This window comes from Pararhizobium sp. O133 (assembly GCF_051669845.1).
Classification (GTDB): Bacteria; Pseudomonadota; Alphaproteobacteria; order Rhizobiales; family Rhizobiaceae; genus Pararhizobium.
In genome coordinates this window covers 503,167-526,005 of the sequence record NZ_CP196426.1, presented here as the reverse complement: position 1 = coordinate 526,005, position 22,839 = coordinate 503,167, and the positions used below count along the sequence as shown (strand labels likewise).

The following is a 22,839-nucleotide window of genomic DNA, read 5'->3' as shown; positions in this document are numbered from 1 at the left end:
ATGCGATCGACGAAGACCAGCGGCGGATGGTCAGGACGCTTTCTGGAAAGCCATGACGCGCCCCATTTCATCCGCGCCACCCGGTCCGCCGGCAGATGCGGGAAATTCAGCGAGAGGATACGCTGGTTCTGCGTAAGAAGCGGCTGTCTCTGGGAGGATGTGGCGGAAACGGCGGGCATGGGAATTCCACTCCATTAAGAACGCGAGGGATGCGAAAGCCCTGCTTTTTTCGACGGTGACGCGAAAGACCGGATTGCCGATGCTGCCGGTGAGGAGCGATCCGTCCGGAAGCGGCCGGCCGGTGGCGCGGGCAGGGGTGACGAGGAAACGGAAAAGCGCGCTGCTTGCCTCTTCCCCGCCCGCCTGGCGCAAGAGCAGGATCGGCACCTTGCCAGCCCGCGCCCGCAGATGCAGGCGGCGGCTTTCGTTCAGGCCGAAATGCGCGGGGTTGCCGCGCACTTCCAGAATGATGGCCGTGAAGACCGGTACCGACAGCGCCGCCTCGGCGATCCACAGCGCGTCAAGCACGGTGCGCGGACTGCTGAAAATGCAACAGCCGGTGTCGAGACCATAGGCTTCCAATCCGCAACCATAGGGGTGCCCCGCCTCGGACGCCGCCATGCCCTGGCCGATCCAGAGAATGGGCGCACCCGGCTGCCGGCGGCGATCGGACTGGCAGAGCACCGCCAGCGCCAGGACAAATCCCAAGGCAGCGCCGGCATCCCGTGTTTCCACTGTGCGGACTTCCGTCAACCCGCCGAGCGGCAGGCCGCCCTGCAGGACGGCATCGAGCGCATCGACACCCAGCGGCAGGACTGGGCCAGAGACACCTTCCTCCTCCTTTTCGGCCGTCAGCCCGAAACCCGCCGAATTGCCCTTTCTGGCGGTCTTCAACAGTCCCGGCACGTTTTCATTTTCGAGCCGCGAAATGGTTTCGCGGAGCGCAGAAAGCCGCTCGCGCGTCATGGTCGATTGCCCCATGACGTCACTCCAGTTCAGTTTGTTCCTGTTATGTTCTTATAGATTCCAGAGCTTCGAAAAAGAGTCAACGGTGAATCTTGAGAATTTATTCCTTGACTTTTCACCGGAAAATTCAACCCTCGAAAAACGCTGGGGAAATGGCTATATCAAGGGGCAAGTAAGGAGTGCCCATGGCCCGCATAGACCAGAGCGACGATTGGCGGGAACGCCACGCGCCAACAATCAGCACATTCGAATCCCTGGCACTGGAGGCTTACAGCCATCTGCCGGAGGAACTCCGCGCGCTGGCCACCGACCTCACCATTGAGATCGATGATTTTCCGACCGAGGACGTTTTCGAGGACATGGCTCTGGAAACGCCGTTCGATCTTCTCGGACTGTTCGAAGGCCGCGGACTCGGCGAGCGTTTTACCATGGAAACCGGCGAGATGCCGAACCGTATCATCCTCTACCGCCGGCCGATCCTCGACTATTGGGCTGAGAACGAGGAGACGCTGGGCGATATCATCACCCATGTGCTGATCCACGAGATCGGCCATCATTTCGGTCTGTCGGACGACGACATGGAGCGGATCGAGGCCAGCGTCGAGCATGTCGGCGGCTGAAACGGCATTCCGCTCCAGCCTGCCGACAGCGTGAATCAATGTTCGGACAGCTTGGTGTCCGGGGTATAGTCCTTGCCTTCGACATCCTTGACCACGGCTTGGCCGCACATCATCGTCCTGGTTTCCTGGTCGAAGGCATAGGTCGGCGAGCCATGCAGGCCCCAGCCCTTGTTGAGGGCGGCGGTGACCTTGTGGCAGAAGGTGGCGTCGTCGACGGCGGTCAGGAAGCGATAGAGTTTCAAGCGTTTGTTCCTTTTCGTTGAATGGCATCGGCCCGGGCGGCAAGCCGCAACGCCTGTTCCAGATGCAGGCGCTCGACCATCAGGCCGTTGAGATTGATGACGGCTTTATCCGCATTTTCGGCAAGCGCAAAGGCATGGATGATGGCGCGCGCCTCGGCGACGGCGCCTTGCTCGACGCCGAAATGGGTATTGGCCGGGCCGATCTGGGCGGGATGGATCAGCATCTTGCCATCGAAGCCCATGGCGCGGCCCTGGCGGCATTCCGCCTCGAAGCCGGCAGCATCGCGAAAATCATTGAACACCGCATCGATGATATCCAATCCGCTGCCACGGGCGGCGAGCAGGATCTGCATCAGCCAGGGCACGAGATAGGTGCGGCCGGGCAGGGCGGGCACGCCGGTCTCCTTGCGCAGGTCGTTCAGCCCCGGCACGAAACAATCGAGCCTCCCGCCGCGCGTGCGGCCCGTTTCGGCGATGGCGGCGGCATTGAGCACGCCGCGCGGAGTCTCGATCATCGCCCAGAGCCGCAGCCTGTCGGGTGCGTCGCTTTCCGACAGCACATCCGCGACCGCCTGGATATCCTGCGGGCTTTCGACCTTGGGAACCAGCACCGCATCCGGTGCCATGTCGAGCACCGCGGCGAGATCCGCTTCCCCGAAGCCCGAGCCGAGGCTGTTGATGCGAACGACGATTTCGAGATCGCTCCGCCGCTCTCCCGCCAGATGCGCGGCCAGGGTTTCACGCGCCAAAACCTTGTTGTCGGGCAGGACGGCGTCCTCGAGATCGTAGATCACCGCATCGCAGGACAGCGTCGCGACCTTGGTAAGGGCGCGGGTATTGTCGGCGGGAACGCAGAGCACGGAACGGCGCAAGCGGGCGGGATGATGATCGCGGGGTGAATTCATGACGGAGTCTTGCCCGCCTTTCGCCGTTTTCGCAAGGCAGACATGCGATCGGGCTCCCGCGCTTCGTACCCCTCTTGCAAAGCCGAGCGGGCACGCCCACATCTGGGGCAACGAAAGGTAACGACCATGCAAAGCATCCGTAATCTCTTCCTGACTGCCGCCGGCATCGCCTTCACGGTGATGGCCTTCGTCTTCACCGCCTCGCTCGGCCTTGCCCTTCTCGGCATCGCCTCGGTGGTGATGATCGGCACGATGATTGCTGCACGGCTTGCCCCCCGCCCTCTCCGCGCCACGGTGAACCGCACCGCCGGCCGTCGTCCCCAGCGCGAACCGCGCATCTGGAATGATGGACGCGGCACGATCATCGATATGTGAATCGGCCATACGGCCGGCTCAGGCCGCCGGAGAGCAAGATTTTCCTTCATTTCGGCGCGAAATTGCTCTAAACGCTGGGCGGAAATTTTCCCGTTCCGTTGAAATCGAAGGCCATATTCATGGACAAGTTCGTCAAGCTCACCGGCGTTGCCGCGCCGCTCCCCGTCGTCAACATCGACACGGACATGATCATTCCGAAGGATTACCTGAAGACGATCAAGCGCACCGGGCTTGGCACCGGCCTGTTTGCCGAAGCGCGCTACAATGAGGACGGTTCGGTCAATCCGGACTTCGTGCTCAACAAGCCCGCCTATCAGAACGCCAAGATTCTCGTTGCCGGCGACAATTTCGGCTGTGGCTCCTCGCGCGAACATGCGCCCTGGGCACTGCTCGACTTCGGCATCCGCTGCGTCATCTCGACGTCCTTTGCCGACATTTTCTACAACAACTGTTTCAAGAACGGCATCCTGCCGGTCGTCGTTTCCCCGGAAGACCTGGAAAAGCTTTTGGATGACGCCGGCCGCGGCGCCAACGCGATCCTGACGGTCGACCTGGAAAACCTGGAAATCACCGGTCCGGACGGCGGCAAGATCACGTTCGAACTCGACGCCTTCCGCCGCCACTGCATGCTGAACGGCCTCGACGATATCGGCCTGACGCTGGAAAAGGTGGCCTCGATCGACACGTTCGAAAAGGCCAACGCCGCCTCGCATCCCTGGGCATAAAACCGGATGCCGAGCCCGCGAAAGCTGATATCTTCCGGCTCGCCGTTCGAAAGGACGGCGGGTTACTCGCGGGCTCTGGTGCAGGGTGACTGGTGCTTCGTGTCCGGCACGACCGGTTACGACTATGCCACGATGACCATGCCGCAGTCGGTGGAAGAGCAGACAAGAAACTGCCTGAAGACCATCGAGGCGGCGCTGACTGAGGCTGGATTTTCGCTGCGTGACGTCGTGCGCAATCACTACTACGTCACCGATGCCGCCTTTGCCGACATCGTCTTTCCGATTCTGGGCGAAGCCTTCGGCGACATCCGCCCGGCCGCGACCATGGTGATCTGCGACCTCATCCGTCCGGAAATGCTGATCGAGATCGAAGTCACCGCCTTCAAGGGCTGAACCTTTCTCAGCTTTCGACAAAGGGCGGCCCGAGCGGCTCCGCCAGCCCGGCTTTCGCCAGTTCATCCTGATAGGACAGGAAGAAGCGGCGCCGGAAGGCGATCATCTCGCGCTCCTCCTCCGTCGTTGCCCGCGCCAGATGTTCGGCGACCGCTTCCGGCGTTGCCATTTCGGCCGTGTCCCCAAAAAAATCCAGCATCGCCTCCACGTCGGCGAAGGGCATGTCGCGGACGCATTGCGGCACGCCGTGGAGAAACTCCACGCCCATGCAACGGCAGTTGCGGCGGCAGCGGCGCACCCGGCAGCGAAAATGTCGGAGCCATGCGGTTGCCGCCATACGGAACGTGAGCGTCTTGAAGGGTGAAGCTTGCGGCTTGATATAGGGCATGATCTCTCCGCTGTTGGTGTGCGGCCAGACACGGGAAAACATCCCCGCGCGATATCCGCCGTGGTTTCGACACCTCACATCATCCGGACGGGGCACTGGAAATCGCCTCTAACGAATGAAATATGACTGACGCCTTCCAGCGCCCCGTTTGGCGTTCTCTCGGGAGCTTTCCTCCCTACAGACCCCGACTTTAGACCCTCTGCCTCGGGATGACCTCGCGACATGTTTCTCCGGTTCCGGCATTCAGCAACACGGTTCCGGCACGTCACCCGTCCTGTCCCGACATGTGTGCCGCACAGGCACGCCCACCCCATAAGGACGGAGGGAGTCCATGTTCCGGGGGCTCTCCTTCCGTTCCGCCTGACGTTCGGGATCCCCCGAGGCTTTCCGTGGAGCGCCAGCCCTGCCTCGCCGCAAACGTCTTGCGGAGTATCCGGGGCAGGACGGGATAATCATGGCATGGGATTTGTGGGCGGGGATGGACGGGGATGATTTTTTGTGGAATTCGCGGTAGTAATCCCGGCATGTGGTTGTAGCCTTCGGCCCCTCATCCGACGCTATGCGCCACCTTCTTCCGATGGAGAAAAGAGGAGCGGCCACTCCAAGCCCAAAAAACTTACCCTCACCATCTGGACCTCAAGATGGGGCACTGTAGCATCCGAGCACGATCGGATGGATACGAGGGATGACAATGCTGCTGAAGATGGAAGCGAAGCTGGCTGGCGTCTGTACGCCGGTTTTTACCAGTCATCCCGCCCGTTGGCTGGGGCTTCTGGCGCTGTGTTCGCCGCATATCGTCACCGGCATGAACCGGCTTATGGATTTCGACGCCGCCGCGCGGGAAATGGAAGGGTACGGATTGCTGCCGGGCCGACCGATCGCCGCCGTGGTGATCCTGCTGCAACTGAGTGCCGCGGCGATGATCATCAGCGGGTTTTGCCGCTGGATCGGCTCGCTGTCGCTTTGCGCCTTTACCGTCATGGCGACCTTCATCGCCTTCCGCTTCTGGGAGATGCCCATGGGAGCGGAGCGGTTTGCGGCGATGAACGTGTTCTTCGAGCATATGGGACTGGCGGGCGGCTTTCTACTGGTAACCTGGTACGATCTGCACAAATGGCGCCGGGGATCGCGGGACTGGAGTTGATCCACAAATAAGTATGACTTTTCCAGATGGTGGACTTTCTGCGTATTGCGGCTGACATGGACGACGGGCATTCTGCACGCGCCTTTCACCCCGCTTTTGAAAAGGAACCCGCGGATGAGCACGATCACCACCAAGGACGGAACGGACATCTTCTACAAGGACTGGGGTCCGCGCGACGCGCAGCCGATCGTCTTTCATCACGGCTGGCCGCTGAGCGCCGACGACTGGGACGCGCAGATGCTGTATTTTCTGGCGCAGGGTTTTCGCGTCATCGCCCATGACCGCCGTGGCCATGGACGCTCGACCCAGACATCCGGCGGCCATGAAATGGATACCTATGCCGCCGACGTGGCGGAACTGGTGGATGCGCTCGACCTCGAGAATGCTTTCCATGTCGGTCATTCGACGGGCGGCGGCGAGGTGGTTCACTATGTGGCGCGGGCGATACCCGGCCGCGTCGGCAAGGCCGTCATCGTCGGCGCGGTGCCGCCGGTGATGGTGAAATCCGACACCAACCCCGGCGGCCTGCCGATCGACGTCTTCGACGGGCTGCGCAAGGCGCTGGTCGCCAACCGCGCCCAGTTCTTCATCGACGTGCCGAGCGGCCCCTTCTTCGGCTTCAACCGCCCCGGCGCCGAAATCTCGCAAGGCCTGATCGACAACTGGTGGCGCCAGGGCATGATGGGCGGCGCGAACGCCCATTACGAATGCATCAAGGCCTTTTCGGAAACCGATTTCACCGAGGACCTGAAGGCGATCGACGTCCCCGTCCTGGTGCTTCACGGCACCGACGACCAGATCGTTCCTTATGAGGACTCCGCCGTGCTGGCGGTGAAGCTTTTGAAGAACGGTACGCTAAAGAGCTACGACGGCCTGCCGCACGGCATGCTGTCGACGCATTCGGATATTCTGAACCCGGATATGCTGGCGTTTTTCAAGGGGTAATGGCGGGCGCGGTTTTGCCCCTCACCCTGGCCCTTTCCCCGTTTTTGACGGGGAGAGGGGACGATGGTATCCCCGCCCCTCATCCGCCCTGTCGGGCACCTTCTCCCCGCTTGCGGCAGGGCTATCGCATATGGGAAAGTCCCCTCCCCAACCCCTCCCCACAAGGGGGAGGGACTTAACCCGCCGCCTCGTCCGAGGCTGAAAACAGGGCGTTCGGTCGGGTCTCTCCCCCCTTGTGGGGGAGATGGCCGACAGGCCAGAGGGGGTCTTTACTCCATATGCGATAGCCCTGCCGCAAGCGGGGAGAAGGTGCCCGACAGGGCGGATGAGGGGCGGGGATACCATTGAAGACTATGGGAGGCACTGGAACATCTGATCCCCCACACGCAAAAATCCCGGCCGCAGGGACAGCCGGGATTTCGTGGAGGACGTCAGAAACAGTTCGCTCAGTCGCAGATGCGGACCTTCTTGATGACCAGGTTGCCGTAATAATCGTAGGCGCGGACCTTCTTGATGTAGCAGGTCGGCTCACAGTCATCACTGTAATAGCCGGCCTGCGAGGGAGCGGCGAAGGAAACGGTGGCGATGATGGCGGCGGCCGTGGTCAGGATGAAGCTGCGCATGTGGGTCTCTCCTTGATGTCCCGTTTGGGAATGTTTCGTTGAATGAGCCTCCCTCATCCATGACCCGACTATCCCACGAGACCGCGTTGCGCGCTGTTCCAGACGGAACAGGGTGCTCCCTGGCCGGAACTGAAAAGCCGCGCACAATTCTTTCCGCAAATGCATTTTCCTTGAACGGAAGTTGCGCTAAGAACGCGCCAAGATCGAACAGCCCACCCTTCTTCAAAGGAATGCCCCCATGACAGTGCGCAATCTTTTCCTCCTGCCCGGCGACGGCATCGGCCCGGAAGCCATGGCCGAAGTCCGCAAAATCATCGCCTATATGAACGCCGAGATGGCGGGCGGTTTCACGACCGACGAGGGCCTGGTCGGCGGATCGGCCTATGACGCGCATGGCGCGGCGATTTCCGACGCGGACATGGAAAAGGCGATGGCGGCGGACGCCGTTCTCTTCGGCGCCGTCGGCGGCCCGAAATGGGATGATGTGGCCTATGAAGTCCGCCCGGAAGCGGGTCTGCTGCGGCTGCGCAAGGACATGGAGCTGTTTGCCAACCTGCGCCCGGCGATCTGCTATCCGGCACTCTCCGATGCATCCTCGCTTAAAGCCGAACTGGTCGAAGGCCTCGACATCCTGATCGTGCGCGAACTGACCGGCGGCGTCTATTTCGGCTCGCCGAAGGAGATCATCGACCTCGGCAACGGCCAGAAGCGCGGCATCGACACGCAGGTTTATGACACCTACGAGATCGAGCGCATTGCCGGCGTCGCCTTCGAGCTTGCCCGCACGCGTGGCAACCGCGTCTGCTCGATGGAAAAGCGCAACGTGATGAAATCCGGCGTTTTGTGGAACCAGGTGGTGACGGCGACACACAAAGAGAAATATTCCGACGTCGCGCTCGATCACATGCTGGCCGATGCCGGCGGCATGCAGCTGGTTCGTGCGCCAAAACAGTTCGACGTCATCGTCACCGACAACCTGTTCGGCGACATGCTGTCGGACGTTGCCGCCATGCTGACGGGTTCGCTTGGCATGCTGCCGTCCGCCTCGCTCGGCGCGCCTGACGCCAAGTCCGGCAAGCGCAAGGCGCTTTACGAGCCGGTGCACGGTTCGGCCCCGGATATTGCCGGCAAGGGCATCGCCAACCCGATCGCCATGATCGCCTCCTTCGCCATGTGCCTGCGCTATTCGTTCAACCTGGTGACGGAAGCCGACACGCTGGAAAAGGCGATCGCCAATGTGCTCGACAAGGGCATCCGCACTGGCGACATCATGGCCGAGGGCTGCACCCAGGTCGGCACGACCGCAATGGGCGACGCGATCCTTTCGGAGTTCAAGGCGCTTTCGGCTTAAGGCTCTCTGGGTTTTTAAGACCCCTCCCCAACCCCTCCCCACAAGGGGGAGGGGCTTGACTGAAGCATCTGGCTGACAAAGCAGGGTGCCGTTTTTGTTTGGCGGGGTTGAATCACTGTGATCGGCCCACACCTAGTATGCATGGGCCAGCCTATCACCCACCGTCATTCCGTGCCTGTGACAGGAATCCAGCCACGCGACGTCTGTCGCGTGAGATAAGTCCTTTCGCATCGCGGACGCGCTGCGGCTGGATCCCTGTGACAGGCACAGGGATGACGGGAGAGTGGGGTAGGCGGCTTTGGTCTGCAATCCATCCTGAACCTCGGAATCCATGAAACGCCCCTTATCCTCATCCCTCTGGCTTCTCGTCGCCACCGCCCTGCTTGTCGCCGCGCTCCTGCCGTTCGACGGGACGATTTCGCAATGGGCTCAAGGGTTGCCGGGCGGAGTGGTGAGCTTCAATGAAAAGATCACCGATTTCGGCACGTTTCGCTGGATGATCTACGGGGCAGGCTCGGTGGTCATCACCGCCTATATCCTCAACCGTGTGGCGAGCACTGACACCTGGTCTTCCAAGACCAAAACCGCCTGGCGGCTGGCGCTCTATTTCCTCGTGACGATCGGCAGCGCCAGTGCCGTCGTGCATCTGGCGAAACTGGTGATCGGCCGGGCGCGGCCGGAACTGTTTGCCGAATACGGGCCGCGCAGCATCTCGTTCCTTGCCGGTCACGACTGGGTATTCCAGAGTTTCCCCTCGGGCCATTCCGCCGCTGTCGGCTCGTTCTTCGGGGCATTTTCGATGCTGGCACCACGATTGCGCATCGTGTTTGCGATCGCCGCGCTTTCGATCGGCATCAGCCGCGTCGTGGTCGGCGCGCATTATCCGAGCGACGTGGCGGCGGGGCTGCTGGTCGGGGTGTGGACGGTGCTGATGACAGCCTTCGTGTTTGCCCGAAAGAACTGGCTGTTCCGGCTGGACGACAAAGGTTGGCCACGGCCGAAGAACAATATCGACGCAAGCGCGCTCTGAACGCAAACCGTCAAACGAAAGAACCCGGCGCAGGGGCTGCGCCGGGTTCGTCATCCGATGCTCAGGACAGGGGAATCAATCCATCGCGTGAATATCGCGGTCCTTGGTTTCCGGCAGGAACAGCATGCCGATCACCAGCGTGATACCTGCGAAAACGATCGGGTACCAGAGGCCGTAGTAGATATCGCCCTTTGCCGCGCTCATCGCGAAGGCCGTTGCCGGCAAGAGGCCGCCGAACCAGCCATTGCCGATATGGTAGGGCAGGGACATGCCGGTATAGCGGATGCGGGTCGGGAAAAGCTCGACCAGCAGCGCCGCGATGGGGCCGTAGACCATTGTCACATAGATGACCAGCACGGTCAGGATCGCGATGATGGCGACCCAGTTGACCCGGGCCGGATCGGCGACCATGGCAAAGGCACCGCCCTTGTCGATCGTATAGACCGGCATGTCGGTGACGCCGGCAGCCTCTTCGGCGGTCAGGAGCTTGGCGGCAACCAGCTGTTCGCCGGTCATCGTTGCCTTTTCGCCGCCACGGACAGCCGTGGCATCAAGCGCCAGTTCAGGATTGGCGGCGACGAAACCGTCCAATTTGGCTTCCGGAACCTTTGCCGCGCCGCGAACGAGCGGATAACCGCTGTCGTGCAGGGCGATATTGATCTGCTTTTCGAAAGCGCCGCCCATGGCCTTGGCCTTGTCGCCGGCTGCGATCGCATCATAGCCGCTGACGGTTTCTTCGCCGATCTTGACCGTTGCAGGCGTACCGGCTGGACCGGGAACGACGTCATAGGGCACCGAATTGCGGGTCAGGAACGAGGTCGCGATATCGCAGGATGTCGTGAACTTCGCCGTGCCGGTCGGGTTGAACTGGAACTTGCAGTCTGCAGGATCGGCGGTAACGGTGGCCCGCACGGTTGCCTGTGCTTCGGCAAGAGCCGGATTGCCGGCCCAGGTCAGCGCCTTGAACAGCGGGAAGTAGGTCAGCATGGCGAGCGCCAGACCGGCCATGATGATCGGCTTGCGGCCGATCTTGTCGGACAGCCAGCCGAAGAAGACGAAGAAGCCGGTGCCGATCAGAAGCGAGGCGGCCACCATGATATTAACCGACTGCCCGTCGATCTTGAGAATGTTCTGCAGGAAGAACAGCGCATAGAATTGCCCGGAATACCAGACGACGGCCTGGCCGACGACGGCGCCGAACAAGGCGAGAAGCGCGATCTTGGCATTTCTCCACTGGCCGAAGGCTTCGGTCAGCGGGGCCTTCGAGCCCTTGCCCTCTTCCTTCATCTTCTGGAAGGCCGGCGATTCATTCATCTTCATGCGAATCCAGACGGAGACGCCGAGCAGAATGAAGGAAAGCAGGAACGGCACGCGCCAGCCCCAGGCGGCGAAGGCATCCTTGCCGACCGCGAACTGGACGAGAAGAATAACCACCAGCGACAGGAACAGGCCGAGCGTTGCCGTCGTCTGGATCCACGAGGTGAAATAACCGCGCTTGCCCTGTGGCGCATGTTCCGCGACATAGGTGGCAGCGCCGCCATACTCGCCGCCGAGCGCCAGGCCCTGCAACATACGCAGCACGATCAAAAGGATGGGCGCGGCAATACCGATCGAGGCGGCGCCCGGCAGGATGCCGACGAGAAAGGTCGACAGACCCATGATGACGATGGTGACGAGAAAAGTGTATTTGCGTCCGACGAGATCGCCGAGACGACCGAACACCAGCGCGCCGAACGGACGAACAAGGAAGCCTGCCGCGAAGGCCAGCAGCGCGAAGATGTTGCGCGTTGTTTCCGGATACTGGCTGAAGAAGGTCGCGCCGATATAGATCGCCAACGAACCGTAGAGATAGAAATCGTACCATTCGAAAACGGTGCCGAGAGAAGAAGCGAAGATCACTTTCTTCTGCTCCGCGGTCATGGGGCCGGATTTTACAGCCCCCACAGCTGCGACATTTGCCATTTCGTTTGTCCTCCACTCAAAATCGGCTTGTGCGCACCCTCTTTCTGCCTCCGAATCCTCCCTGATTCCGAAGCGGAATGCGCCATGGAAACAAAATGACAGAAAAGCGTTGCCTATATCAGCGCTGCTTTGGGATTATGACTTTAGTCGAATGCGACGGCATGGCGCAGGCAGGTCGCTCCAGCATCTGCAAGTGTCGATATCGAGCTTCCCTGTTGACTCCACGGGAAAAGCGCGTATGAGCAACAGCGGAAAAGGAACCGCTCCATGCACCGTTTTGGTTTTGCCATCGCTGCACTGATCGCCCCGGCATTCTCTGCCGGGCGGATTCGCTCTTTCCCGATTTTTTCCAAAACAACGGCCAAAACGACGACGAAAACCGTCTGACGTCTCTGGCCACCGCTCTCTCCCCGGCACGGCCGGGGACCTGAAGCTTGGCATCTTGGCCGACCAGCTTCTCATCCCAGCCCCGCGGAGAGACAGAAAGAGAGCAAGACAATGGGTTTCAAGATTGCCGTAGCAGGCGCGACCGGAAATGTCGGCCGCGAAATGCTGAATATTCTTTCCGAGCGTGGCTTCCCGGTTGACGAAGTCGTGGCGCTGGCGTCTGCCCGCAGCCAGGGCACGGAAGTCTCCTTCGGCGACAAGACGCTGAAGGTGAAGAACCTCGAGAACTACGATTTCTCCGATACCGACATTTGCCTGATGTCGGCGGGCGGCGCCGTGTCGCTGAAGTGGTCGCCGAAGATCGGCGCGCAGGGCTGCGTCGTCATCGACAACTCGTCCGCCTGGCGTTACGATGCCGACGTTCCGTTGGTTGTACCGGAAGTGAACCCCGACGCCGTGGAACAGTTCACCAAGCGCAACATCATCGCCAACCCGAATTGCTCGACCGCCCAGCTGGTCGTCGCGCTGAAGCCCCTGCATGACTTCGCCAAGATCAAGCGCGTCGTGGTTTCAACCTACCAGTCGGTTTCCGGCGCCGGCAAGGACGGTATGGACGAACTGTTCAACCAGACCCGCGCCGTTTTCGTCGCCGATCCGATCGAATCGAAGAAGTTCACCAAGCGCATCGCCTTCAACGTCATCCCGCATATCGATTCGTTCATGGAAGACGGCTACACGAAGGAAGAATGGAAGGTCTTGGCCGAGACCAAGAAGATGCTCGATCCGAAGATCAAGGTGACCTGCACCGCCGTACGCGTTCCCGTCTTCATCGGCCATTCGGAATCGGTCAACATCGAATTCGAAAACGAGATCACCGCCGACCAGGCCCGCGACATCCTGCGCGAAGCCCCGGGTTGCCTCGTCATCGACAAGCATGAAAACGGCGGCTACATCACGCCGTACGAATCGGCCGGCGAAGACGCGACCTACATTTCACGTATTCGTGAAGACGCGACGGTCGAGAATGGCCTGAACATCTGGGTCGTTTCCGACAACCTGCGCAAGGGCGCCGCCCTCAACGCCATCCAGATCGCCGAGTTGCTCGTCAATCGCGGTCTGATCAAGGCGAAGAAAAAGGCTGCCTGATCAGGAATTATAAAGTTTTAACCAATAAAAGCCCCGCATGATCCGTCACAGGATTTGCGGGGCTTCTTTCTGAAAGCCGGTCTGCGACGATTTAAGCTTCATTTTGAGAGGATTCACGTGAAACACATCCTCTTCCTGCAGTTAGATCATCGTGACAGAACCCGCAAAGACTGGCATTTTGCGGACACAATTTTAGATTCGGGCGATTACGGGGTTTTCCATGCACAAGCTGACGTGCGTACTGGCGGGTTTTACGGCAATGATTGCGGCAGCGATCCTGCCAACGGTGGCAACAGCCGCGCAATGCAGCAACACCTCGGCAGGCTTCGATGCCTGGGTGCAGGACTTCAAGGCTGAAGCGGCTGGCCGCGGCATCAGCCCCGCCGTGCTCAACAAGGCCTTCGCCAACGTCAACTACAACAAAGCAACCATCCGCGCCGACCGTGGACAGAAAAGTTTCAAGCTGTCACTGAACCAGTTCATGCAGAAGCGCGGCGGCCAGGCGATCATTTCACGCGGCAAGAAGATGAAGGCGCAGAACGCCGCCCTCTTCAAGTCGATCGAAAGCCGCTACGGCGTTCCGCCAGGCCCGCTTCTGGCCATCTGGGGCATGGAAACCGGCTTCGGCGGCTTCCTCGGCAAAGAACACACGATGTCCGCCGTCGCGACACTCGCCTTCGACTGCCGCCGTTCGGACTTTTTCACCAACCAGCTCTATGCGGCGCTGACCCTCGTGCAGCGCGGCGACCTCAGCCCAGATGCGCGCGGCGCAGCGCACGGTGAAATCGGCCAGACGCAGTTCCTGCCGGCCAACGTCCTGAAATACGGCGTCGATGGTGACGGCAATGGCCATGTCGATATGGTCCGCTCGAAAGCCGACGCGCTTAACTCCACCGCCAACTTCCTGCGCGGCCACGGCTGGAGCGCCGGCGGCGGCTATCAGCCGGGTTCGGGCAATTTCGGCGCCATTCAGGGCTGGAACGCCGCCAGCGTCTACCAGCAGGCAATCGCCATCATCGGCCAGGAAATCGACGGCGGCTGAGGCAACTTCGTTGGGATGAGATCATCCGCAGTTCGGGAGACCGGGCTGCGGATTTTTTGTTTTGGGGAGCGTTGATGCGTGCTGCCGGTCGCGCCTCGCGTGAAGGACACGACTGGTGGGTGCGAAGGCGCCACCTCATACTCCGTCCTCCTCGGGCTTGACCCGAGGATCCATCAGCGGGCGCGGCGAAAAACGGTGATGAGGGTTGGAAAAGCGTTCACTGCGAGCAAGGTGCGACACCAGCAGGTCCTCGGGTCAAGCCCGAGGATGACGGAGTTTGGAGGAGGTGACAGAGAACAAAGCCACCTCCCGGGGGCTATGAGTGGTTCCGAGCCCATGGTCAGCCACCCATTCCCCTCGAGCAGCCAGCCCAAAATCACATGCCAGGCCGACCGAAGTCGCCGGTCTTGGCGTCCATGACCCAGAGTTCACCTGTGGAAATATCGAACCAGGCGCCGTGCAATTGCAGCTTGCCGCGCTGCTCGAGGATCTGGACGCAGGGGAAGGTGCGCAGATTGGCGAGCGAATTGCGGATGGAGACGCGTTCGAGCGCCCGCTGGCGTTCACCCGCAGTCATGACCTCATTGCTCTGGATCTGTTCGGCGGCAGGCTTCAGAAGATGCATCCAGCGACCAATGAAATCGCCCGGAGACAGAGGCTCGGCGTTGACATCGAGCGCTGCCTTGATGCCGCCGCAGCGGCCGTGGCCCATCACGACGATATCGCTGACCTTCAGCACCTGAACCGCGAATTCGAGGGCAGCCGAGGTGGAGTGATAATGACCATCCGGCTCATAGGGCGGCATCAGGTTCGCGACGTTGCGGACGACGAACAGTTCACCTGGCCCGCTGTCGAAGATGGTTTCCGGTGCGGCGCGGCTGTCACAACAGGCAATGACGAGGGCTTTGGGCTGCTGTCCGGTTTCGGCCAAGGCCTTGTAACGCTGCTGCTGCTCATTATAGCGGCCGCTCATGAAATTGTTGTAGCCGTTCAGCAATTGCTTCGGAAAACGCTGCATGGTGCTCTATCACTCCGACTATATAAGACAGTTACGATGTACATCGCATGCCTGCGGCTTCAACGACACAACCTTGTGCGCCGCACACATGCAAATAACCGGTGATGCCCGCAAGATTTCTTCGCCCTTCAGGATCGATCCGGTTTATTCGCCAAGACGGTAAGTGGCAAGCGGAACCTGCCCGAGGCGCCATTAAGACCGGCGCTTCTGCCCCGGATGCATCAGCCGGCGCATCTGCACCATGGCCATCGGCGTCGACAGGCTGGCCGCGTCACGTTCCAGCGTTAGCTCATCCTCGCCGCGTTTTCGTGTACGGGCGATAACCTCGAAGACGCTGGCTGTCGAAAGCTGCAGGGCGCGCTCCTCGTTCATGCCTTCCAAGAGCCGCGCGACGAACAGGGCGGCAAGCAGATCGCCCGTGCCGTTTGGCGGATTGTCGATCAGCCGGTGCTCGGCGAGCAGCGCGGAGTTTCCCGACAGATAGAGATTGCCGGTGCTGCCCTGCATCATCGGGATCGCCGAGGTGACGAGCATGCGGGCAGGCCCGAGCGACAGGGCAGCCTCGAGGATGACGGCGTTGGTTTCCAGCGCCGCGCCGCAGAGCCAGGATAGTTCGAACCGATTGGGCGTGGCGAGCGAAGCCAGCGGCAGCAGCCTGTCGCGCATGGCAATCGCCGTCGTCTCCGGCACATAGAGGCCGCCGATATCGCCCATGACCGGATCGCAGGCATAGAACAGATCGGGATTTTTTTGCCTTAGTGCTTCCACCAGCCGGGCAACGCCTTCCGCTTGATAGGAACCGCCGAGATAACCGGAGAGAACGGCGCGGACCTCGCCGATCCAGGGCGCGCGGATCAGGTCGTCGATCAACCTATCGAATTCCTCCGCGCCGATCGTCACCCGCGTGGAGGGGCCGTGGCCGGGATGCCAGGGAAGAATGACGGTGGGGACGGCCCAGACCGGATAACCGAGAGTCTCGAGCGCGAAAACCGCCGCCCGGTTGCCGACGGAGCCGCGAATCACATGGCTGGAAATGACGATGACGGCACCGGAGGGGGTCTCGGACATTTCAGGAATTCCGTTGTTTCGACATCATCTGATCGCCCGACAGTCATGCCGCTGTCAACAGCACCTGTAAAAACACGACGGGGGAAAAATCAGCGGTGGATAAGCAGGATCGAATGGACGCAATACAACCGATTTAATCCGAAAATCGGTCTGTTTTCGTCGAAATTTTCATGATTCCATTCCGAATTTGATCCATCCGGAGCAAAAACGGCTACAAAAACAATCGCCAACGACCATTCTTCTGTTAGGTTCGGCGAAATGGTGATTGCGGGGAGAGACTGTCATGGGCACCAAATACAACCCGAAGAAGGACCGGCATTTCGGTGTCGTCGGTGAGGCCGGCAAGGCGCTCGGATTGAAGATGCTGTCGCCGGAAATCCTGTTCCGCCGCGCCAGCCATGACGATCTCGACGCGTATACGCCGGACATGCTGGCGCTGACCGCGGCCCATGCGCTGAAGGACGTCAGCCGCGGTGAAACCGGCGGCCCCGTGGTCTCCGTCGAGACCGTCAACGGCGTCACGCCGAACGGAACCGAGGTCTCGATCCTGTCGGTTACCGACCGCAACATGCCGTTTCTCTATGACTCGGTCATGGGTGAGGTGACCAGCACGCACCGCGACATTCATCTGGCCGTTCACCCCATTCTGGTGCTCGCGCCGGGCAAGCCGGCTAAGGTCTTCGTGCCGGAAGAGAAGAGCGATCCGGAGACCCGCTTCAGCCATATCCAGATCCACCTGTCGAAGCTGACGGATGCGGAAGCCCGAGACCTGAAGGAACGGATCGAAAATGTCCTGTCGCAGGTGCATCAGGCCGTCGGTGACTGGAAACAGATGACGGTGCTGCTCGATCAGGCGATGGGCGAGCTGGAAAATCACGCACCGGCCAAGAAAAAGGGCGACCGTGACGAGGCACTGGCCTTCCTGCGCTGGCTGCGCGCCAACAATTTCACTTTCCTCGGCATGCGCGAATACACCTATTCCGGCAGGGGTGAGAATGCGACGGTCGAACGCGGCGAGGGCGGGGGGCTCGGTATCCTCTCCAATCCCGATGTGCGCGTGTTGCGCCAGGGCAAGGACGCGGTGCTGACCACGCCGGAAATCCTCGCTTTCCTCAACGGCCCGGATTTCCTGATCGTCACCAAGGCCAATGTGAAATCGGTCGTCCATCGCCGCGCCTATATGGATTATATCGGCGTCAAGCGCTTCGACGCGGACGGCAATGTGACGGGCGAGTTGCGCATCGTCGGCCTGTTCACCTCGACCGCCTACACTCGACAGGCTGCCGAAATTCCGCTGCTGCGGCACAAGATCGAGAAGATCGTCGACCATTTCGGCTATGACCCGCAGAGCCATTCCGGCAAGATGCTGGCCAACACGCTCGAATCCTATCCGCGCGACGATCTGTTCCAGATCGATGTCGGACTGCTTGCGACCTTTTGCGAGCAGATCAACGAATTGGCCGACCGCCCGCGCATCCGCGTCCTGCCGCGCATCGACCATTTCGATCGTTTCGTTTCCGTCATCGTCTATGTGCCGCGCGAGCAATATGATTCCGATGTCCGCGAAAAGATCGGCCTGTACCTGAAAACAGTCTATGACGGCCGGGTCTCGGCCTATTACCCGGCTTTCCCGGAAGGCGGCCTGGCGCGCGTGCATTTCATCATCGGCCGCTCCGGCGGCAAGACGCCGCGCGTGCCGCAGGCCAAGCTCGAAAATGCAGTGCGCGACATCGTCACCCGCTGGATCGACCGGTTCAACCTGCTCGCCCGCCACGATGGCGTGACGATTTCCGTCAACGAGGCCTACCAGGCGGCGTTCACGCCGGCTGAAGCCCATGCCGATCTCGCGGATATCGCCGCCTGCTCGCCGGATGACCCGATCCGCATCGCCTTCTACCAGAAGCGTGGCAAGGGTCCGGAATCGCTGGAGCTGAAGATTTTCCATGCCGGTGAGCCAGTGTCACTTTCGCACCGCGTTCCACTGCTCGAAAATCTCGGTTTTCGCGTCATCAGCGAGCAGACGCATGACATCAGCGTTTCGAGCACCAAAGGTGGCGAGCGGCTGGTCGTGCTACACGACATGGAACTGATCCACCGCGACGGCCATGTGCTGAACCTCGACAAGACCGGGCCGATGCTGGAAGAGGCGTATCTCGCCGCCTGGAACGGCCTGATCGAGGATGACAGCTTCAACCGGCTGATCCTGCTGTCCGGATTGACCGCACGCGAGGTCACGGTGTTGCGCGCCTATGCGCGCTACCTGCGCCAGACCGGCATCACCTATTCGCAGGGCTATCTCGCCGATACGCTGAACAAATATCCGGCCATCGCCGGCGATATTTTCCGGCTGTTCGTCACCCGCATGGACCCGGCGATGGATGACAAGCCGAAGGGCAAGCGCATGGCGGTGCTGAAGGCGGCCATCGAGGGCGCGCTGAACGCCGTTCCGAGCCTCGACGAGGACCAGATCCTGCGCCGCTATGTCAACGCCGTCGAGGCGACGCTGCGTACCAACTATTTCCAGCGCGACGCCGATGGACATCCGAAGGCAATGCTGGCCTTCAAGCTCGATCCGAAGGTTCTCGACGGCCTGCCGGAACCGCGACCCTTCCGCGAAATCTTCGTCTACGGCACCGAGGTCGAGGGTGTGCACCTGCGCTTCGGCAAGGTGGCGCGCGGCGGATTGCGCTGGTCGGACCGCGCCCAGGATTACCGCACGGAAGTGCTCGGCCTCGTCAAGGCACAGCAGGTCAAGAACGCCGTCATCGTGCCGGTTGGCGCCAAGGGTGGCTTCTATCCGAAGCAATTGCCAGCGGGCGGCACGCGCGACGAGATTTTCAAGGCCGGCACCGAGGCCTACAAGACCTATATCCGCACGATGCTTTCCATTACCGACAATATCGTCGGGCAGGATGTCGTGCCGCCGGCAAACACACTGCGGCTCGATGGCGACGATCCCTATTTCGTCGTTGCCGCCGACAAGGGCACGGCGACCTTCTCCGACACCGCCAACGGGCTCGCACAGGAAGCCGGCTTCTGGCTCGATGACGCCTTTGCCTCTGGCGGTTCGGCCGGTTACGACCACAAGAAGATGGGCATCACCGCGCGGGGTGCCTGGGAAACCGTCAAGCGGCATTTCCGCGAGATGGATATCGACATCCAGGCGACGCCCTTCACTGTCGCCGGTGTCGGCGACATGTCGGGCGACGTGTTCGGCAACGGCATGCTGCTCTCGGAGAAGATCCGGTTGCTGGCGGCCTTCGATCACCGCGACATCTTCATCGATCCTGACCCGGATATCGAAAAATCCTTCGCCGAGCGCAAGCGCATGTTCAACCTGCCGCGCTCCAGCTGGCAGGATTACGACAAATCCCTGTTGTCGAAGGGCGGCATGATCATTCCGCGCACGGAAAAATCCGTGACGCTGACACCGCAGGCGATGGCGGCGATCGGCATAGACAAGAGCCAGGCGACACCATTCGAAATCATGACGGCCATTCTGAAAAGCCCGGTCGACCTGCTCTGGTTCGGCGGTATCGGCACCTATGTGCGCGGCGCGAGTGAAACGGATGCCGATGTCGGCGACCGCGCCAATGATCCGATCCGCATCACCGCGGACGAAGTCGGTGCCAAGGTGATCGGCGAGGGTGCCAATCTCGGCGTCACCCAGCGCGGCCGCATCGGCTTCGGCCTCAAGGGCGGACGCTGCAATTCCGACGCCATCGACAATTCCGCCGGCGTCAATTCCTCTGACTTGGAGGTCAACATCAAGATCGCGCTTGCCTCGGCCATGCGCGACAACCGCCTGACACGGGCCAAGCGCAACACGCTTCTGGCCTCGATGACCGACGAGGTGGCGGCACTGGTGCTGCGCAACAACTACGAGCAGTCGCTGTCGATCTCGCTCACGGAAATGCTGGGCGCCGGCAACCGGACAGGCCTTGCCCGGCTCATGACCCGGCTGGAAGCGGACGGACATCTCAACCGCAAGGTGGAGGTACTGCCGAACGATCAGGCCCTGTCCGAACGCTACCAGAGCGGCAAGGCGCTGACGCGGCCGGAAATTGGTGTGCTGCTCTCCTATGCCAAGATCGTGCTGTTCGACGAGATCATCGCCAGCGAACTGCCTGATGATCCCTACCTCGTGGCGACGCTCAGGGATTATTTCCCCGCCAAGATGCACAAGGCGCATGCCAATGACATCAACGAGCACCGTCTGCGCCGCGAGATCATCGCGACGGTTCTCGCCAATGACGTCATCAACCGCGGCGGGCCGCCCTTCGTCAGCACGCTGATCGACCAGACCGGCTTCATGCCCGCCAATGTGGTGAAGGCCGCCATCCTGACCCGCGATGGCTACGACCTGAGACGCATCAACGGCGAGATCGACGCGCTCGACAATGTCATCAGTGGCGTGGTCCAGAACGAACTCTACCTCGAAGTGGCGCATATCTTCGCGATCGTTACCGAACGCACGCTCAGGACCAGGGCGATGCAGGCGCCGCTCGGCGAAGCGATCCAGGAACTGCGGGACGCCCTGCAGAAGCTGAAATCGACGCTGAAAAGCGCCATTCCGGAAGATGCCACGGCGGAAGTGCGCCAGCGGGCTGCCTATTTCGCCGAACGTGGCGTGCCTGCCGCCCTTGCCGATGAGATTGCCTCGCTCGCGGTCATGACCTTCATGCCGGAAATCATCCAGATTTCCGCCGATACCGGCGTGACGCTTGCCCGCACGGCGCAGAGCTATTTCGGCGTGACGCAGAACCTGCGGATCGCCAGGCTGCTGGCGGCGGCGGAGCGCGTTTCGGCCACCGAACAATATGAGGCGATGGCTCTGTCGCGCAGCATCAACGACATCGCGACTGCGCGCAAGGACATCACCATTGCTGTACTGAACGACAAGAAGGACGAGCGCAATCCCGTCGGTGCGTGGCAGGATGGCGACCGGATCCGCATCTCCCGTGTCACCGATCAGCTGACGCAACTGACCGAAAAGGGGGAAACGACGCTGGCGAAGATTACCGTTGCAGCCGGCCTGCTCAGCGATCTTGCACAGAACCGGACGAGGTGACACTGTCGGCGTCGGGATGAGGTGGCAGCGGAGAATCGGGTGAACAACACCACGGCAGGGGCCGGCGACGAGCCAAACGTATCGCGCGCCGGCATCGCCGGCTGGATGCTGTTCGACTGGGCGGCCCAGCCGTTCTTCACGGTCATCATCACCTTCATTTTCGGCCCCTATTTCGTTTCCCGGCTCACGGACGATCCCGTCTATGGGCAGGCGATGTGGGGCTATACGATCACCATATCCGGCATCATTATTGCCATCCTGTCGCCGGTGCTCGGCTCGATCGCCGACCAGACAGGCGCACGAAAACCCTGGATCGTCTTTTTCGCTGTCATCAAGATCGTATCGCTGGCGTTTCTCTGGTTTGCCACGCCGGGATCGCCGCTGATCTATCCCTTCCTTCTCATCATCCTCGCTGCGATCGCCGCAGAGTTCTCGATCGTCTTCAACGACTCGATGATGCCGCGGTTGGTGAGCGAGAAGGAGGCCGGGCGCATCTCCAATCTCGCCTGGGGGCTCGGTTATCTCGGCGGCATGATCGTGCTGATCGCTGTCGTTCTGTTCCTGGCAGGCAATCCGGAATCCGGCAAAACAATTCTGGGGCTTGATCCTCTGTTCGGGATCGATGCTGCAAGCGGGGCCGATGCGCGCGTCACGGGGCCGATCTCGGCGCTCTGGTATTTCGTCTTCATCCTGCCGATGTTTCTGTTCACGCCGGATGCGCCGCGATCCCGGATACCGGCCTCGACCGCCGTCCGCAACGGCATGGCCGAGCTTCGCCACACAATCGGCGAATTGAAACATCGCCCCGGCATCCTGCGGTTTCTCGTCGCCCGGATGATCTTTCAGGATGGCGTCAACGGGCTTCTGGCGCTGGGCGGAACCTTCGCCGCCGGCATGTTCGCCTGGCAAACATTGGAATTGGGCGTTTACGGCATCATTCTGAATGTCGTGGCGATTGGCGGCTGCCTCTATGCCGCCCGCCTGGACGCGAAACTCGGCTCCAAGGTCATCGTCACCGCCAGCCTCATCTGCCTGACGATCGCCACGATCGGCATCGTCTCGACCGGCCCCGGCTATACGCTGTTCGGCTTGCTGCAACTGTCCAAGGACGACGGCGGCGGACTGTTCGCAACGGCAGCGGAAAAAGCTTATATTCTCTACGGTCTGCTGATCGGCCTCGCTTTCGGCCCGGTACAGGCCTCGGCGCGCTCCTATCTCGCCCGCAGCGTTACGCCAGAAGAAGCCGGCCGCTATTTCGGGCTTTACGCCCTGTCCGGTCGGGCGACGAGCTTCCTCGCACCCGCCTCGGTCTCCACCGTGACCCTGATCACCGGATCGGCGCACGCGGGGATGATGACGCTGGTAATCTTTCTCGGCGTGGGCCTGGTGATTCTGCTCAAGACTCCTTATCCGGCGAACAGACCGGTGTAAGCCGCAA

20 protein-coding genes are annotated in these 22,839 nt (G+C 61.2%); 12 read left to right on the top strand and 8 right to left on the bottom strand.

Annotation, left to right across the window (positions count from 1 at the left end):
* Nucleotides 1-30: 30 nt before the first annotated feature.
* The gene (locus ACST81_RS02465; protein WP_438751222.1) at nucleotides 31-981 is read right to left on the bottom strand and encodes an ImuA family protein; all 951 of its coding nucleotides are present in this window, start codon (nucleotides 979-981) and stop codon (nucleotides 31-33) included.
* 170 nt (nucleotides 982-1,151) lie between these two features.
* Here ACST81_RS02465 and ACST81_RS02460 point away from each other — a divergent pair, with 170 nt between their 5' ends.
* Nucleotides 1,152-1,586: a metallopeptidase family protein gene (locus ACST81_RS02460; protein ID WP_438751221.1), complete on the top strand. Its 435-nt coding sequence runs from the start codon at nucleotides 1,152-1,154 to the stop codon at nucleotides 1,584-1,586.
* Between the two features lie 35 nt (nucleotides 1,587-1,621).
* On the opposite strand, the gene ACST81_RS02455 is transcribed toward ACST81_RS02460, so the two are convergent.
* Both ACST81_RS02455 and ACST81_RS02450 read right to left on the bottom strand, forming a co-directional pair.
* On the bottom strand, nucleotides 1,622-1,828 hold the full coding sequence (locus ACST81_RS02455; RefSeq protein ID WP_438751220.1) for a DUF1737 domain-containing protein: 207 nt from the start codon (nucleotides 1,826-1,828) through the stop codon (nucleotides 1,622-1,624).
* Nucleotides 1,825-2,733: an HpcH/HpaI aldolase/citrate lyase family protein gene (locus tag ACST81_RS02450; protein ID WP_438751219.1), complete on the bottom strand. Its 909-nt coding sequence runs from the start codon at nucleotides 2,731-2,733 to the stop codon at nucleotides 1,825-1,827. Before ACST81_RS02450 ends, ACST81_RS02455 begins: the two co-directional genes overlap by 4 nt.
* A 126-nt stretch (nucleotides 2,734-2,859) precedes the next feature.
* Between ACST81_RS02450 and ACST81_RS02445 the strand changes: the two genes are divergently transcribed.
* The 3 genes from ACST81_RS02445 (at nucleotide 2,860) to ACST81_RS02435 (ending at nucleotide 4,226) form a co-directional block, all read left to right on the top strand.
* A complete protein-coding gene (locus tag ACST81_RS02445; protein WP_438751218.1) occupies nucleotides 2,860-3,108 on the top strand; it encodes a hypothetical protein in 249 nt (82 codons plus the stop codon).
* Nucleotides 3,109-3,227: 119 nt separating this feature from the next.
* A complete protein-coding gene (gene leuD, locus ACST81_RS02440; RefSeq protein ID WP_438751217.1) occupies nucleotides 3,228-3,833 on the top strand; it encodes a 3-isopropylmalate dehydratase small subunit in 606 nt (201 codons plus the stop codon).
* 6 nt (nucleotides 3,834-3,839) lie between these two features.
* A complete protein-coding gene (locus ACST81_RS02435; protein ID WP_438751216.1) occupies nucleotides 3,840-4,226 on the top strand; it encodes a RidA family protein in 387 nt (128 codons plus the stop codon).
* Between the two features lie 7 nt (nucleotides 4,227-4,233).
* Here the strand turns inward: ACST81_RS02435 and ACST81_RS02430 are convergent, their stop codons facing one another.
* Nucleotides 4,234-4,614, bottom strand: coding sequence for a hypothetical protein (locus ACST81_RS02430; RefSeq protein WP_438751215.1), 381 nt, complete (start codon nucleotides 4,612-4,614; stop codon nucleotides 4,234-4,236).
* Nucleotides 4,615-5,299: 685 nt separating this feature from the next.
* On the opposite strand from ACST81_RS02430, the gene ACST81_RS02425 reads away from it, so the two are divergent.
* Nucleotides 5,300-5,758, top strand: a complete 459-nt coding sequence (locus tag ACST81_RS02425) for a DoxX family protein (protein WP_438751213.1) — start codon at nucleotides 5,300-5,302, stop codon at nucleotides 5,756-5,758.
* A 114-nt stretch (nucleotides 5,759-5,872) separates the two neighbouring features.
* The gene (locus ACST81_RS02420; RefSeq protein WP_438751212.1) at nucleotides 5,873-6,703 is read left to right on the top strand and encodes an alpha/beta fold hydrolase; all 831 of its coding nucleotides are present in this window, start codon (nucleotides 5,873-5,875) and stop codon (nucleotides 6,701-6,703) included.
* Between the two features lie 446 nt (nucleotides 6,704-7,149).
* Here ACST81_RS02420 and ACST81_RS02415 read toward each other — a convergent pair whose 3' ends face one another.
* Nucleotides 7,150-7,326 carry a hypothetical protein gene (locus tag ACST81_RS02415; RefSeq protein ID WP_438751211.1) on the bottom strand — a complete coding sequence of 59 codons (177 nt, stop codon included), beginning with the start codon at nucleotides 7,324-7,326 and terminating at the stop codon, nucleotides 7,150-7,152.
* Between the two features lie 238 nt (nucleotides 7,327-7,564).
* On the opposite strand from ACST81_RS02415, the gene leuB reads away from it, so the two are divergent.
* Nucleotides 7,565-8,677 (top strand): 3-isopropylmalate dehydrogenase, encoded by a 1,113-nt coding sequence (gene leuB / locus ACST81_RS02410; protein ID WP_438751210.1) that lies wholly within the window; start codon nucleotides 7,565-7,567, stop codon nucleotides 8,675-8,677.
* A gap of 331 nt (nucleotides 8,678-9,008) precedes the next feature.
* A complete protein-coding gene (locus ACST81_RS02405; protein WP_438751209.1) occupies nucleotides 9,009-9,707 on the top strand; it encodes a phosphatase PAP2 family protein in 699 nt (232 codons plus the stop codon).
* A 75-nt stretch (nucleotides 9,708-9,782) separates the two neighbouring features.
* On the opposite strand, the gene ACST81_RS02400 is transcribed toward ACST81_RS02405, so the two are convergent.
* Nucleotides 9,783-11,669, bottom strand: coding sequence for an MFS transporter (locus tag ACST81_RS02400; protein ID WP_438751208.1), 1,887 nt, complete (start codon nucleotides 11,667-11,669; stop codon nucleotides 9,783-9,785).
* A 498-nt stretch (nucleotides 11,670-12,167) separates the two neighbouring features.
* On the opposite strand from ACST81_RS02400, the gene ACST81_RS02395 reads away from it, so the two are divergent.
* A complete protein-coding gene (locus tag ACST81_RS02395; RefSeq protein WP_438751207.1) occupies nucleotides 12,168-13,202 on the top strand; it encodes an aspartate-semialdehyde dehydrogenase in 1,035 nt (344 codons plus the stop codon).
* Nucleotides 13,203-13,422: 220 nt separating this feature from the next.
* Entirely contained in the window at nucleotides 13,423-14,244 is an 822-nt protein-coding gene (locus ACST81_RS02390; protein ID WP_438751206.1) for a lytic murein transglycosylase, read from the top strand.
* 376 nt (nucleotides 14,245-14,620) lie between these two features.
* Here the strand turns inward: ACST81_RS02390 and ACST81_RS02385 are convergent, their stop codons facing one another.
* Together ACST81_RS02385 and pdxY are read right to left on the bottom strand one after the other, a co-directional pair.
* On the bottom strand, nucleotides 14,621-15,262 hold the full coding sequence (locus ACST81_RS02385) for a carbonic anhydrase (RefSeq protein WP_438751205.1): 642 nt from the start codon (nucleotides 15,260-15,262) through the stop codon (nucleotides 14,621-14,623).
* Between the two features lie 192 nt (nucleotides 15,263-15,454).
* Nucleotides 15,455-16,330 carry a pyridoxal kinase PdxY gene (pdxY, locus tag ACST81_RS02380; RefSeq protein ID WP_438751204.1) on the bottom strand — a complete coding sequence of 292 codons (876 nt, stop codon included), beginning with the start codon at nucleotides 16,328-16,330 and terminating at the stop codon, nucleotides 15,455-15,457.
* Nucleotides 16,331-16,613: 283 nt separating this feature from the next.
* On the opposite strand from pdxY, the gene ACST81_RS02375 reads away from it, so the two are divergent.
* Together ACST81_RS02375 and ACST81_RS02370 are read left to right on the top strand one after the other, a co-directional pair.
* Nucleotides 16,614-21,401 (top strand): NAD-glutamate dehydrogenase, encoded by a 4,788-nt coding sequence (locus tag ACST81_RS02375; protein ID WP_438751203.1) that lies wholly within the window; start codon nucleotides 16,614-16,616, stop codon nucleotides 21,399-21,401.
* Between the two features lie 39 nt (nucleotides 21,402-21,440).
* The gene (locus ACST81_RS02370; protein ID WP_438751202.1) at nucleotides 21,441-22,832 is read left to right on the top strand and encodes an MFS transporter; all 1,392 of its coding nucleotides are present in this window, start codon (nucleotides 21,441-21,443) and stop codon (nucleotides 22,830-22,832) included.
* Nucleotides 22,833-22,839 lie beyond the last annotated feature (7 nt).